This is a genomic window from Bacteroides sp. 41_26 (genome assembly GCF_949740115.1).
GTDB classification, from domain to species: Bacteria; Bacteroidota; Bacteroidia; order Bacteroidales; family Bacteroidaceae; genus Bacteroides; species Bacteroides nordii.
On record NZ_CATJGZ010000054.1, the window covers coordinates 101,820 to 115,992 of the forward strand.

11 protein-coding genes are annotated in these 14,173 nt (G+C 41.1%); all 11 read right to left on the minus strand.

Annotated features, from left to right (window positions below; all coding sequences use genetic code 11):
* Window positions 1-17: 17 nt before the first annotated feature.
* Entirely contained in the window at window positions 18-1,412 is a 1,395-nt protein-coding gene (murC, locus tag QX565_RS04585) for a UDP-N-acetylmuramate--L-alanine ligase (RefSeq protein WP_289291556.1), read from the minus strand.
* Window positions 1,409-2,521: an undecaprenyldiphospho-muramoylpentapeptide beta-N-acetylglucosaminyltransferase gene (murG, locus tag QX565_RS04590; protein ID WP_289291558.1), complete on the minus strand. Its 1,113-nt coding sequence runs from the start codon at window positions 2,519-2,521 to the stop codon at window positions 1,409-1,411. Before murG ends, murC begins: the two co-directional genes overlap by 4 nt.
* A gap of 73 nt (window positions 2,522-2,594) precedes the next feature.
* Window positions 2,595-3,887, minus strand: a complete 1,293-nt coding sequence (locus QX565_RS04595; protein ID WP_221651522.1) for an FtsW/RodA/SpoVE family cell cycle protein — start codon at window positions 3,885-3,887, stop codon at window positions 2,595-2,597.
* Between the two features lie 29 nt (window positions 3,888-3,916).
* The gene (gene murD / locus QX565_RS04600; protein WP_221651523.1) at window positions 3,917-5,251 is read right to left on the minus strand and encodes a UDP-N-acetylmuramoyl-L-alanine--D-glutamate ligase; all 1,335 of its coding nucleotides are present in this window, start codon (window positions 5,249-5,251) and stop codon (window positions 3,917-3,919) included.
* A gap of 170 nt (window positions 5,252-5,421) precedes the next feature.
* Window positions 5,422-6,690: a phospho-N-acetylmuramoyl-pentapeptide-transferase gene (mraY, locus tag QX565_RS04605; protein WP_221651524.1), complete on the minus strand. Its 1,269-nt coding sequence runs from the start codon at window positions 6,688-6,690 to the stop codon at window positions 5,422-5,424.
* 77 nt (window positions 6,691-6,767) lie between these two features.
* Entirely contained in the window at window positions 6,768-8,219 is a 1,452-nt protein-coding gene (locus QX565_RS04610) for a UDP-N-acetylmuramoyl-L-alanyl-D-glutamate--2,6-diaminopimelate ligase (protein WP_221651525.1), read from the minus strand.
* A 60-nt stretch (window positions 8,220-8,279) separates the two neighbouring features.
* Window positions 8,280-10,379, minus strand: coding sequence for a PASTA domain-containing penicillin-binding protein (locus QX565_RS04615; protein WP_289291618.1), 2,100 nt, complete (start codon window positions 10,377-10,379; stop codon window positions 8,280-8,282).
* 78 nt (window positions 10,380-10,457) lie between these two features.
* Window positions 10,458-10,820, minus strand: coding sequence for an FtsL-like putative cell division protein (locus QX565_RS04620; RefSeq protein ID WP_221651526.1), 363 nt, complete (start codon window positions 10,818-10,820; stop codon window positions 10,458-10,460).
* Between the two features lie 68 nt (window positions 10,821-10,888).
* Window positions 10,889-11,809 (minus strand): 16S rRNA (cytosine(1402)-N(4))-methyltransferase RsmH, encoded by a 921-nt coding sequence (gene rsmH, locus QX565_RS04625; protein WP_289291563.1) that lies wholly within the window; start codon window positions 11,807-11,809, stop codon window positions 10,889-10,891.
* Between the two features lie 147 nt (window positions 11,810-11,956).
* Window positions 11,957-12,412: an HU family DNA-binding protein gene (locus QX565_RS04630; protein WP_289291565.1), complete on the minus strand. Its 456-nt coding sequence runs from the start codon at window positions 12,410-12,412 to the stop codon at window positions 11,957-11,959.
* 85 nt (window positions 12,413-12,497) lie between these two features.
* Window positions 12,498-13,649 carry an ISAs1 family transposase gene (locus QX565_RS04635; RefSeq protein ID WP_007482973.1) on the minus strand — a complete coding sequence of 384 codons (1,152 nt, stop codon included), beginning with the start codon at window positions 13,647-13,649 and terminating at the stop codon, window positions 12,498-12,500.
* Between the last annotated feature and the right edge of the window lie 524 nt (window positions 13,650-14,173).

Consider the following 14,173-nt stretch of genomic DNA (forward strand, 5'->3'; position numbering starts at 1 on the left):
ATTATACGATTTACAATTTATGATTGAGGTTTGTTCAATCTTGTATTTAATTTTTCTGTAATAGATGGAACATAGTTGTCTATGTCACCAGCTCCAAGAGTGATTAATACTTCTATATTCTTGTTTTCCAGGATATTCAGTATTTCTTCTTTTTTACACATACATTTTTCAATACCGGGACGGAGATTATCGTAAATCAGTTGGCTGGTTACTCCCGGTATGGGTTGTTCACGCGCCGGGTAGATATCTACCAGAATTACTTCGTCCAAGAGGGATAAACTACTTGCAAAATCTTTATAAAAATCACGCGTACGTGTATATAGATGAGGTTGAAAAATAGCTGTAATCTTTTTGTCTTTATACAATTCGCGGATAGACAGCACACTCTGTTTGATCTCTGACGGATGATGAGCATAATCACTCAGAAAGACTACGCGATCGTTTTTGATTTTGAAATCGAAACGACGGTCCACCCCATGGAAACTCGCCATACCTTGTTTAATTTCCTCATTAGTAACACCATTCAGGTGAGCAAGTGCCATGGCAGCCACTCCATTTTCAATGTTGATACTTATGGGTACCCCCAGTTGGATATCGTTGATACGTACATCCGGTCCCACAAAGTCAATGAAAATCTCACCGTTTCCGATACGGATATTTTCAGCATGGAAATCACCTTCGTCGCGCGAATAAGTATATACTTTCACTCCTTGCTGTACCTGAGGTTGCAGCGAAATACCTTTGCGAATAATCAATGCACCACCTGGCTGAATAAGCGTGGTGTAGTGCTCAAAACTTTCAAGGTATGCTTCTGCTGTTCCGTAGATATCCAGATGATCGGGATCCGTAGATGTGATGACAGACATGAACGGAGATAGCCAGTGGAAGGAACGGTCAAATTCATCCGCTTCGATTACAGTGTACGGGCTTGTCTTCGAAAGTAGCAGGTTAGTTCCATAATTTTTGGAAATACCTCCTAGGAAAGCTGTACAGCCCACATGTGACTGGTGTAACAAATGTGCAGTCATCGTCGAAGTAGTTGTCTTTCCATGGGTCCCGGCTACGCAAAGCCCTTTACTGGAGTGTGTAATGGTTCCCAGTACTTGAGCGCGTTTCTGTATTTCAAAACCGTTGTTACGGAAATAAACCAGTTCGGCATGTTCCTGTGGTACGGCGGGTGTCAGTACGACGAGGGTACTTTCCTTGTCTTTACATACTTCGGGAATCAGGTCTGCATCTTCTTCGTAGTGTATTTGTGCACCTTCGGCAATAAGGCACTCAGTTAGTTCGCTGGGAGTACGGTCATAACCGGCTACAAATTTTCCTTTGGAAAGAAAGTAGCGTACAAGTGCACTCATTCCGATGCCACCGGCACCAACAAAATAGACTGATTTTATAGTTTCGATATTCATTGTTGTGCTAATTTTATCACTTCTTTTGCTATGATAGTAGCAGAGTCCGGCAATGCTAACTTTGCTATATTCTCACTTAAATCTTTTAATTTCGTAGCATTGGTAATTGTTTCTAATGCTACGGACAACAGTTTCTCTTCTGCTTCTACATCTTTTACATATATAGCAGCCTGCTTATTGACTAGGGCCAATGCATTTTTAGTCTGATGGTCTTCAGCTACATTAGGCGAAGGAACCAGAATAACCGGTTTGTTCAGCAGACAGAACTCTGATATAGAACCCGCACCAGCCCGGGAAATCACTAAATCGGCTGCTGAATAAGCTGTGGCCATGTCTTTAATAAAGTCTGCTACATACAGATTCGGAATTTCTCCTGCTGCCTTAACAGCTTCCATTACTTGTTGATAATATATTTTTCCTGTTTGCCAGATGAATTGAATGCCGCTTGTTTCTTTTATGGTTTGTAACCCTGCTATCAGCGTATTATTAATGGTACGTGCGCCAAGGCTACCTCCCAAGATCAGTATTGTTTTCTTTTCCGGACTGAGTCCGAAAGCCTGTATGGCCTCTTCCCGGCTCTGATTATTGGTGAACAGGTTTTGGCGAACCGGGTTTCCTGTCATCAGTATTTTAGCTGCCGGAAAGAATTTTTCCATACCATCATACGCCACACATATTTTACATGCTTTCTTTGCTAATAACTTATTGGTTACTCCTGCATAAGAATTTTGTTCTTGTATCAGAGTTGGAACTCCCATCATACCAGCCATCTTCAGAGTTGGTCCGCTGGCATAGCCACCAACGCCTACTGCTACCTGAGGGCGAAACTTCTTAATGATACTTTTTGCTTTCCATTGACTACGCGCCAGTTTAATGAGTACAGCGAAGTTCTTCCACAGACGTTTGCGGTCGAATCCGGCAACCGGCAGTCCGATAATCTCATAACCAGCATCAGGTACACGTTGCATTTCCATTCGGCCTTCAGCACCAACGAATAATATTTTAGCATCAGGACATTGCTCTTTTATGGCATTGGCGATGGATACAGCCGGAAAGATATGTCCTCCTGTGCCACCGCCACTGATGATAATTCTAAGCTCTTTTTCCATTATACATTATTTTAGTGAACTACTGATTGCGGATATCATAGGATATCGGGACGCAACGACCTGTAACTCTCAACTATTTTTCTTTCTCAAACTCTGCATCACTATTCAATACCTGTGCTGTAGGTTCTGCAACTATCTGAGCCTCGGTTGTTTCTGCTGCTATCTGCATCTGTAGTTGTGCATCACGTTCTTTCTGCTCTTCAAGATACGCAGTATAACGACTTACACTCAGTATCATACCGATATAGGCACAATTTATTAAAGTTGAAGTTCCTCCTTTACTGATGAGTGGCAGAGGCTGACCTGTCACCGGGAATAAACCAACGGCTACCATCATATTTAAAATCGCCTGCGATACCAACATGAGTGCTATGCCCATTACCAGAAAAGCCGGGAATGTTCGTTCACATTTTTGGGCTATACGTCCGGCACGTACCAGTAGCCAGATATAGAGGCAAACTACGAAAGCTCCTCCCACCAGGCCAAGCTCTTCTATAATGATGGCAAATATAAAATCAGAGAATGCCTGACTTAAAAAGTCGCGTTGAATAGAGTTACCAGGTGCTTTACCAACAAAATTACTTGTTGCAATAGCAATACGGGCATGCGCTATCTGGGCATCTTTGTCTATATCAAACTTAGCAGCCGGTACTTCCTCTTTCTCTGTGAAGTTGGTGATACGACTTTTCCATGTGTCAAAACGGTGTAGGAAAGGAATATCCGAATCCTTTGGAATCGCCAGCAGAAACACGACACCTATTATACCTACCAATCCCAATGAACCTATTAAAAGAAGTAGTTTCCGTGCTGCTACCCGTCCGATAAACATCATCAGAAATACAACTCCGAATAGTAACATTGCTGTTGAAAGGTTTTCCGGAGCAATCAACAGGCAAACAAGCCCGGTGATAATCATGATGTATTTGAATGCCTTCGGATTGGCTCCTTCGTCATCCTGTCTTTTGGATAGAATAAAAGAAACTGCAATAACCACAGCCATCTTTGCCAGTTCCGATGGCTGGAACTGTAATCCCATGAACGACATCCAACGTGCTGCACCATTGACGCGATCGCCTGTGATAACACCCATCAGCGTAACGAAAGCCAGCAGTACAACAGAGACAGGATATAGGAAAACAGGAAATACCTGAAACCATTTATAAGGGATATTGTGCATCAACACTACAACAACGGCCCCCACCATCAGGATGATAGAATGCTGTGTGATCGGTCCCCAGTGGTCCCCGCTCTTATACGTCAGGGTGCTGGCTGCCGAAAACACCTCAATGATTGAGATGAGGCAGAGGCAGAGAAAGATAATCCAGATTACCTTATCGCCCTTGAATATGTTCTTTAATAGATCCACTGTTTAATTTAAAAATTAAAGATTAAAAATTAGAGGGCGCGAACGTACTCTTTGAACTGGTCGCCACGGTCTTCGTAACTCTTGAAGAGATCGAAGGAGGCACAACAAGGACTTAACAGTACGGTTTCACCTTTTTTAGCCAGTTTATATGCAGCTTCTACTGCGTCTTTCATGCCGGTCTGTACATCGGCTACCGGTAATCCGAACCGGTCGAAAAAAGCATGTAGCTTTTCATTGTGCAGTCCCAGATACACCAATGCCGAACATTTCTCGCGTACCAGATCTTCTATTTCTGTATAGTCATTTCCTTTATCCTTACCACCAAGTATAAGTACTGTTTTGGTTGTCATACTTTGCAGAGCATACCAACAGGAGTTTACATTGGTAGCTTTGGAGTCATTGATAAAATCAATACCACCTACACGGGCTACTTTCTCTAAACGGTGTTCCACACCTTTAAAATCCGACAATGCTTTGCGGATATCTTCTTTGGTAATACCGGCAAGATTGGCCGAGATACCTGCTGCCAGTGAATTATAGAGATTATGTTGTCCGGTCAGTGCCAACTTCTCTTGTTCCATGTTGAACGCAATTGGCTCTGTGATTTTTACCTCATTATCCTCTACATAGGCAATTGCTCCATCCTCTTTTACTGCTGCGAATGGGTATAAGTGTGCCTTTAGGCCATGCTTTTCCAGTTCTCGTTTGATGATAGGATCGTCATTCCAGAAAATGAAAGCATCGTCCTGAGTTTGGTTTTGAGTAATACGGAATTTTGCATCAATATAATTTTGCATACAGTGATCGTAACGATCCAGATGATCCGGCGTAATATTCATCAGGACAGCGATGTTTGCACGAAATTCGTACATGTTGTCCAGTTGAAATGAACTTAGTTCGATTACATAATAATCATGCTTGCCTTCTGCTACTTGCAAAGCCAGGCTTTTTCCTATATTTCCTGCCAGTCCCACATTTAGTCCTGCACTTTTAAAAATGTGGTAAATGAGGCTGGTTGTTGTTGTTTTTCCGTTTGACCCGGTGATACAAACCATCTTTGCATCCGTATAGCGTCCGGCAAATTCTATTTCCGATATAATCGGCGTGCCTTGTGCCTTTAGTTTCAGAATCAATGGAGCGTCATTCGGAATCCCCGGGCTTTTTACCACCTCGTCGGCGTTCAGAATCAATTCTTCGGTATGATGGCCTTCTTCCCAGGCAATACCGTGGCTGTCGAGTTGTTTCTTGTATTTGTCCTTAATGGCGGACATATCTGATACAAACGTCTCGAACCCTTTTACCTTGGCTAATACGGCAGCACCTGCGCCGCTTTCACCTGCTCCTAAAATTACAACTCTTTTCATTCTCAATAATGTGCTAATAGGCCAATATGCTAATGCACCAATGGCAGTGCACAAACTTTAGTGGTTAATAATCCGGTTAATTCTCTTTGTTATCTTTGGGGTTCATGCTTCATTACTCCATTGGCTTTTCTTAATCGGCACATTGGCATATTGACGCATTGAATCTTTATTTATCTTATCTTTAATGTAATAATCGTTATGGCTGCCAGGACAATTGTTACAATCCAAAAGCGAACTGTGATTTTTGATTCGTGAAACAGATTGTCCGGTTTTGTAAACACTACCCGGCATCCGTCTTCTATCTGATTCATTGATGTACGGAAATGGTCGTGTATAGGCGTACGTTTAAAAAGACGTTGTTTCACTCCTTTGCGTTTACCAACTTTATAATAAGCACGTTGCAGAATTACCGACAGGTTTTCAACCAGGAACACACCACAAAGAATCGGGATCAGTAATTCTTTGTGTATGATGATGGCAAATACGGCGATAATGCCGCCAATTGTCAAGCTACCCGTATCTCCCATAAATACTTGTGCCGGATATGCATTGTACCATAAGAATCCTATCAGTGCACCGATAAATGCACAGATGAAGATTACCAGTTCTTCCGATCCGGGGATATACATGATGTTCAGGTATCCCGCGAATTCAATATGGCTCGATACATATGCGAGTATTCCCAGTGTTAATCCGATAATGGCGGAGTTACCCGCAGCCATACCGTCCATACCGTCATTCAGGTTGGCTCCGTTGGATACGGCTGTCACCACAAAGATGGTGATGATAACGAACAATATCCAACCGGCTGTTTGAGCATGATCACCCATAAAAGCTACCAGATCGGCATAGTCAAGGTTATTGCTTTTAAAGAATGGAATGGTAGTCTGAGTAGACTTAAGATCATTCGTTCCATGTATAACCTCCATTTCACGTCCGGGAGTTTGTACTTCGATGTTTTCACGAATTACCACATCCGGGCTGAGGTATAAGGTTAATCCGACAATCAGCCCTAATCCTACCTGACCGATAATTTTAAACTTACCGTGTAATCCTTCTTTGTCTTTTTTGAATATTTTGATATAGTCATCGGCAAATCCCAGTGATCCCAGCCATATAGTGGTAATGAGCATCAATATCATGTAGATATTGTGTAATTTTCCTAGCAACAGGCAAGGTATCAAAATGGCTACAATGATGATAACTCCTCCCATGCTGGGCACACCTACTTTGTTGACGCCAAAAGGATCGATTTTAGCATCACGCTGTGTTTCCGTGATTTGCTTTCGTTTCAGCAAGTTGATAAACTTGTCACCCCAGATACTTGAAATCAGCAGTGCCAGAATGATAGCCATCAATGCACGGAAAGATGTATATCCAAACATTCCCGCTCCGGGGAAGTTTAATTTATGTAGCCACTCAAATAGATAGTATAACATGATTTTAGTGATAAGGGATTAGTGATAAACGATTAGTCGGCTGTGCTGTCAGGCTGCATAGCACTAATCATTAATCACTAATCATTAAACATTTCTTTCAGTATCTCTTTATCATCAAAGTGATGTTTCACTCCTTTTATCTCCTGATAGTTCTCGTGCCCTTTTCCGGCAACGAGAATTACATCTCCTTTTTCGGCCAGCATACAAGCGGTGCGAATAGCCTCTTTACGGTCTGTAATACTGATTGTTTTCTTTCTGTCCTCTGTGTCCAGACCAGCTAACATATCATTTATGATGTCCTGAGGTTCTTCAAAACGAGGGTTATCCGATGTGATGACAACGCGATCACTTGCTTTGGCAGCTTCTTTGGCCATAATAGGACGCTTGCCTTTGTCACGGTTACCTCCGGCACCTACTACGGTAATCACTTTTCCTTTTCCTTCGAGTACTCCATGAATGGCATTCAGCACATTTATCAGAGCATCCGGAGTATGTGCATAATCAACAATCGCTGTATATCCCTGTGGCGAACGAATGGCATCAAAACGTCCGGCTACCGGATGAAGTGTACTGAGTGCTACCAGTACGTCTTCTTCTTTCTTACCAAGCAACACTGCTGCACCAAATACAGCCAGAAGATTGGAAGCATTGAATTTGCCTATGAATTGTACCATCAATTCATGGTTATTGAAATCAAGCAACATTCCTTCAAAGTGTGATTCCAACACTCTGCCTTTGAAGTCACTCAAACTTCTCAGAGAGTAGGTGTACACCTTCGAACGTGTGTTCTGCGTCATTACCAGCCCGTTTTTATCATCCAGGTTAGTAAGACTGAATGCACTCTTGGGTAGGTCATCAAAGAATTTTTTCTTTGCTTTCAGATAGTTTTCTACTGTCTTATGATAATCCAGATGGTCGCGGGTCAGGTTGGTGAAGATACCTCCTGCAAACTTTAAACCACTGATACGTTTCTGAGCAATGGAGTGGGAGCTTACCTCCATGAAAACATATTTACAGCCTTCATCAGCCATTCTTCCCAGCAATCGGTTTAGTGTGATAGGGTCAGGAGTGGTATGCTCAGTCGGAATTGCTTCATCATCAATATAGTTACATACAGTTGAGATGAGTCCTACTTTATATCTGAAATAACGGAATGTATTATATAATAAGGTAGCGATTGTTGTTTTTCCGTTTGTTCCGGTTACACCCACCAATTCCACTTTTGAAGTAGGATCTCCAAAGAAAGTAGTGGCAACTTTACCGGTTGCGTCTTCGCTGTCTTTCACTTGTATATAGGTGATACCTTCTTCCGGATGTTCAGGCATATCTTCACAAAGCACAGCTATGGCTCCTTTTTCAATTGCTGCGGGAATATATGCATGCCCGTCTGCCTGTGTACCACGCATAGCCATAAATAAATGGCCTGCCTCCACTTGTCTGGAATCAATGTTGACTCCTGTTATTTCTATGTCCGAAGCTCCGATAACTTGTATCGGTTGAATAGCCTTTAATAATTCATTTAACTTCATCTTCTTTTTTTATATTCGGTTGACACGTACTACTTATTCAAAATCTTCACTTCCATCTCTCTAATGCAGTACGAGTGTTATTGTTTGTCCCTTCTTTACTCTCGTTCCGTTAGCTATCGACTGGCTTTTCACCTTGCCTACACCTACCAGATTTACTCTCACTCCTCTGCTTTCAAGCAAATAAACAGCGTCTTTTGCTCCCATGCCTATAACGCTTGGTACAAAATCCCGCATAAGATCTCTGCTTTCCAGAATAACACTTTTGGGAGCTGCATGTGTACTTCCCCAGGTTTCTTTGCCACTCTTTAAGTCAAATTTGCTTTGGCTTTGTATGCTTAGTTCATCCAGTACCCGTTTGGCATCATTCATCTCTCCGGCTTTTACGTCGGGAATGACTACGCTATTTGTGTCGATGGCATTTGTCAAAGGCAAACGCAGGTCTTTTGCATATACTCTTTCTGCAATTTTGCCAAATACACTACCTGCCATCAAACCTCCCGAAGCTGGTAACCCGGGTTTCTGAATCGAAACAATACAGCTGTATTTCGGAGCCTCCGAAGGAAAATATCCGCAGAAACTAACCAGATAATTTGTTCTTCCGGTCTTATATCCGGCAGCACCTTGTGAGATCTGTGCCGTACCTGTTTTTCCCGAAACGGCAAACTGCTTACTACCTGCCGGTCCTGCCAATCCCTGATGAACAACTTTGTACAAAATCTCTTGTATCTGCTTCAATGTATTGTCTGAACAAATTTTCGGATTAATCACCTCCGTTGGAAACTCTTTTACTACTTCTCCATCCTTCACAGCTGCTCTTACAAATTTGGGGCGTACCATAACACCATTATTTGCAATGGCATTATAGAACGTCAGGATATTCATGGGTGGTACCTGAGTTTCATAACCAATACTCATCCAGGGAAGAGTTGTTTTTGCAAAATAGCGTTCTTTGGGCCCTTTGATATTTGGCTTACCTTCTCCTGATATCTGTAAATGTAGGGGTTGGTCAATGCTCATACGTTTCAGTCCATCTACAAACTTTTGTGGTTTGTCATGATAGAATTGATCTATAATGCTTGAAGTGCCCACGTTGGATGATACTTCAAGAATACGTGTTACATTGATTCTTCCGTATCCGCCACGATGCCAGTTCCAGTCTCTCATTGCACGTCCATACATCATTTTGATACCGTTTCCCGTATCTACTTCATAGTCCGGAGTGATGTGTCCGTCTTCCAAAGCTACCATAATGGAAGCAGTCTTGAAAGTGGATCCCGGCTCAAGCATGTCACTGATAGCATTGTTACGCATTTCGTAATAGTTACCGTCTGCAGCTTTCATCATGTTGACTATCGCTTTGACTTCTCCTGTTGAAACCTCCATCAATGCAACAACGCCTACACTGGCATTTAACTCTTTCAGTTTGTCCACCAGTGCCTTTTCGCAAATATCCTGCATTCCTACATCAATGGTGGCAATAAGATCACAACCATCTATGGGAGGAATGTCTACGATGTTAAGGTATTTGTTCATTACCTTCTGACGGTGTGTGATTCCGTCCCGTCCTTTGAGCAATGTATCAAAAGCCAGTTCAATTCCATTCTTTGCACCTTGTGCTGTGTCAGCGTAAAGATCCCCTAAGGTACGAGCTGCCAGAGAACCGAATGGTTTCTTGCGTTGGTTGTATGCCAGTTCATGAAATCCGCCTTTATATTTGTTCATGTTAAAAACAGGCAGGCGTTTGGCTTCTTTGTATTGAATGTAAGAGATTCGTTTGGGATAGAGCAGGTAGTTCCGGCTTCCTTTTTTTATTCCCTTTTGAAGATGCGCTTTAAACTCGGCAGCACTTTTGTCTGGAAATATCTGGTGTAATCCTTCGCAGATCTCATTCATGTGTTTTTTTAATGAGTCTATTTTAGCAGGAGCTCCAGCTTTAAAGTCCATGTAGATGCGATATTCCGGCAGTGAACTTGCCATTAATTTACCGTCGGATGAGATAATATTACCCCGGTTCGGTTTTACGGTTACATTCTCCTTTACAAAACGGTCTGCTACATCCTGCCAGTATTGTCGTTCGGCAAACATGGTAATGCCTGCCTTTACAACAATTGCTACTCCCACCAACCCCATGATGAGGATGACGAAGAAGTAACGGGTCATTATGTTTTTTTTATTAACTGCCAAGACTATTAACTGTTTAACGATTTACTATTTAAAGTTACCTGTTCTCTGTGTTTTTTATTTTTTGATTTCATACGGTGGATTGGTCGAAGTCTGCAAATCACTTTCTTTAGTCGAGATATACTCTTCGATACGTGATTGGCGGCTTTTTTCCATCAACTCCGAACTACGTGTCAGTGCATCATATTTTATGTCGATAAGCTCTTTTTTAAGCCGGTCTATTTCAATCTGTTGTTGCTGGCTGGCATATCGGTTATGGATATAGAAGATGATAAATACCATGATAAGTACCAGCAGCTTCGTTTGGCGGCGGAAAAAGTCTGTTGCCAGAATATCTCCTCCAAGAATACTTTTCAGGGAGGCTCTTTTTTTCTTTTTCCCTCCTTTCGGCTCTTCTTTTGTTATCTTTTCTTCTTCCATCGTTGTCTCTATTTTAGTTGACTTATCTTTTAGAAAGTCTGGTCTCAATTTACTAACAAGCTTCTCTTTTATTTCTTTTCCGCTATCCTTAGTTTGGCACTTCGTGATCTCGGATTACGTTCTATCTCTTCCTCATTCGGGACAATCACTTTATTGTTTACCAGTTTGAATGGAGTTTGCAGATTTCCAAAAAAATCTTGTGTTGCTTTGCCCTCAACATTACCGGTTTTCATGATGTTTTTTACCATTCGGTCTTCCAACGAATGATAAGTGATTACTACTAATCTTCCACCCGGTTTTAGCGCTTCCGTTGCTGCCAGCAACATTTCTTTCAATGCTTCCATTTCCTGGTTTACTTCTATGCGAAGTGCCTGAAATACTTTGGCTAATTCTTTCTTTTCCCGTTCACGTCCAAATAACGGTTTGATGATTTCCAGAAACTCACCTATTGTCTTAATCTGTCCGGCAGCACGGGATTTTACTATAACCGATGCCAGTTTACGACTGTTTTTTAATTCTCCGTACAGATAAAAAAGATCTGCCAGCCGTTCTTCATCATAGGTATTTAATACATCAGCAGCTGTGAGTCCTGCCCGCTTGTTCATACGCATATCCAGTGCTCCGTCAAAGCGAAATGAAAATCCTCGTTCGCTGTCATCAAAGTGATGAGATGATACCCCTAAATCTGCCAGTATAGCATCCACTTTTTCTATTTCATGATAGCGAAGAAAATTATGCAAATAGCGAAAGTTACTTCGTACAAATGTGAAATGTGGGTCATTGACAATGTTCCGTTCGGCATCCTCGTCCTGGTCAAAACCCAGTAAACGTCCGCCTTTTTCTAAGCGTGAAAGTATCTCCCGTGAATGTCCGCCACCACCGAAAGTAACGTCTACATACGTTCCATCGGGGCGAATATTCATTCCGTCTACGCTTTCTTTTAGTAATACCGGTACGTGATATGTCAATTCCTCTTGTTCTTTCTTCATCTGTTTCACCTTATTATATAAGCAAGTGTCGGCAAAAATACGTATTTCTCAAAGAAAAAAGAATCTCTCAGATAGAAAATGTGAAATAAAGTTTTCAACAGATTGTTAAATGCTTCTTCGTTCTCTTTTTCCCTGTTATTTTTATGTTCACTTCTCATTACCCGCTTCTGCTGCTTTCTTCTTTTTAGCAGCTGCTTTTCTTCCTTCCTGCAATTGGATACTGAGGAATTTGGTTTTTATTCGTACTTTTTTTAAAAAAGCAGGAGCCGCTTTGAATCCGATACGTGCTACCCACACTTTATCAGCTGTACACTCTTCCGGCTTTTCTACTCCTTCACTACTAATGGTCGGGAAGAAATTTCCCAATCCGTCAATACTTACTGTCCTGCCTTCGTGCAAGTGTCCGGCGATGATCCCCGATAGCTGTGTCAGCACCGACATTACATCTCCATCTTGCAGAGAACTTCTTTCGGCTAGCTGCATTGCAATCTGTGAACTGTCAACAGGCTTTTTTTGCATAACCCTTGTGGTAGCATAATAACGTACTTTTACTTCTCCCTTCGTTTTATCCACCTTTTTGGTTACTACATAGTTGATAGACATATACTTTTTATATTATTGATAATAATGTTTTTATGTACAAGATTACTGTGTTCTTGTATACTTGTCTTGTGACAGGGCCGACGCATTAAAATGCGCTGTCCTGTAAAAGTGTTGACAGGTATTTTTCATCCCATCCTGCTTTCAGCCTTTTGAGATTCATGCTTCCTTTTGTGACTTTATCATTCTTCAAAATGGTGAGCGCCATTTTTGTAACTGCCGAGAAATTTCTTGCTGCATTCTGCACTTTCTTGCTGTAGTCTTCCCTGAAGGTAACATCCAGTTGCCAATGCAGATTGTTTTCAATGGACCAATGCTGCCTAATGGCATTGGCTATTTCCTCCGGGTTAGTATTTTCAAGTGAAGTTATATAATACCTCGTTTCTTCAGTACGTTCCCCCGTTGCCAAAATTATCCTTTCGGATTTCATGCCCACTATTGACCTCAATCCCGCAAATTTGTCCTTAAACATCGGCTCCATGACCGGACCATAACTGACTACAGTACAGACTCTTGTTTCAAGCCTGCCATGTCCTGTACTTTCGCTGGTATGCCGGGTAACCCTATTGAGAATCACATTTCTGTTTTCATACCCATCAATTATTTTCTTGGCTAATTCATAACTGCTCTTTTGATTTTTCTTTAAAGCTATTATATAGTTTGAATTCCGTTCAATAATGGCTTTTGTTATTTCCAACTGACAGCCCATGGCATCAATAGTGACGATACAATCATCCAGATCCAAGGCATGGATTAGCAGAGGAACAGCTGTGATTTCATTACTTTTATCATCCACTTTTACCTGACCCAGAGAAATACCGTTAGCTGCAGACCATGCTGAAACCATCCAAAGCTTAAAGCCTTCTTTGCCGGTAGTATGTTCATCATTACATTTGCTAGGACCACGCATTAGTTTTCCATCGATGGCTACAACACCTTTAATCTCCTGACACACTTGTTTCACCCAATTGCGGAAAATCAACTCAAAATAGGATGGTTTTATAATGCTGAAGAAACGATTAAAAGTATCATGGCTGGGGATAACTTCTAAATCGGGTATTCTACTTTTAAAAAAATCGAATTTAGCATGGCCAAATTCTTCAATCTCATTCCAAGACTGAGCACCACAGATGACAGCAGCAATGGATACATATATGATCGTTTCCATTTTATGTAACTTTTTACGATCCATCCGAGGGTCCTCTATTTGCTTACAAATGTCAATTATACCTATTTTCATGTCAATTACTGTTTAATATTACCATGTAAATATACGAAATATAAACGAAATAAAATAATACTAAATAATTAATATTCAATTAAATAACAATAAGAAAAGTACATATGCAATAGTAAATTATTTAATGCGTCGTTGTCTTGTGATATTTATTATTAAAACATCCGGATGTTCTGAATAAAAACATGCGGATGTTTTATATAAGAACATCCGGGTGTTTTGGTAGAAAACATGGGGATGTTTTTAGTCTTAAATTATGTAGCAAAGATATGCTAAAGTCAGTAGATATGCAAATAAAGAATAGCTGCTTTAGGAGGTCTAAAGTATATTGTTTTATATAGCTCTCATAATGAATGAATTTATAGAGAAAGATTATTTAGGGGAGGCTAAAGTGTTTCTTGTTTTTCAATCTTTTTCTAATTTAAAGAATAACCAGGCTAATATACACTGGAATGTTTATGACTGAACGGTAAGTCTTAGTACATCTTCGTAATGTGTCTTTAGGTTCGTTTTTCTGTAGAAATTGT

Excerpts from the sequence above, each read along its gene's own strand:
- QX565_RS04620 (WP_221651526.1), bottom strand. The coding sequence starts at position 10,820 with ATGGAAGAAGAAAAGATAACAAAAGAAGAGCCGAAAGGAGGGAAAAAG.
- murD (WP_221651523.1), bottom strand. The coding sequence starts at position 5,251 with ATGAAAAGAGTTGTAATTTTAGGAGCAGGTGAAAGCGGCGCAGGTGCT.
- QX565_RS04630 (WP_289291565.1), bottom strand. The coding sequence starts at position 12,412 with ATGTCTATCAACTATGTAGTAACCAAAAAGGTGGATAAAACGAAGGGA.
- rsmH (WP_289291563.1), bottom strand. The coding sequence starts at position 11,809 with ATGAAGAAAGAACAAGAGGAATTGACATATCACGTACCGGTATTACTA.
- murC (WP_289291556.1), bottom strand. The coding sequence starts at position 1,412 with ATGAATATCGAAACTATAAAATCAGTCTATTTTGTTGGTGCCGGTGGC.
- QX565_RS04615 (WP_289291618.1), bottom strand. The coding sequence starts at position 10,379 with ATGACCCGTTACTTCTTCGTCATCCTCATCATGGGGTTGGTGGGAGTA.
- mraY (WP_221651524.1), bottom strand. The coding sequence starts at position 6,690 with ATGTTATACTATCTATTTGAGTGGCTACATAAATTAAACTTCCCCGGA.
- murG (WP_289291558.1), bottom strand. The coding sequence starts at position 2,521 with ATGGAAAAAGAGCTTAGAATTATCATCAGTGGCGGTGGCACAGGAGGA.
- QX565_RS04635 (WP_007482973.1), bottom strand. The coding sequence starts at position 13,649 with ATGAAAATAGGTATAATTGACATTTGTAAGCAAATAGAGGACCCTCGG.
- QX565_RS04610 (WP_221651525.1), bottom strand. The coding sequence starts at position 8,219 with ATGAAGTTAAATGAATTATTAAAGGCTATTCAACCGATACAAGTTATC.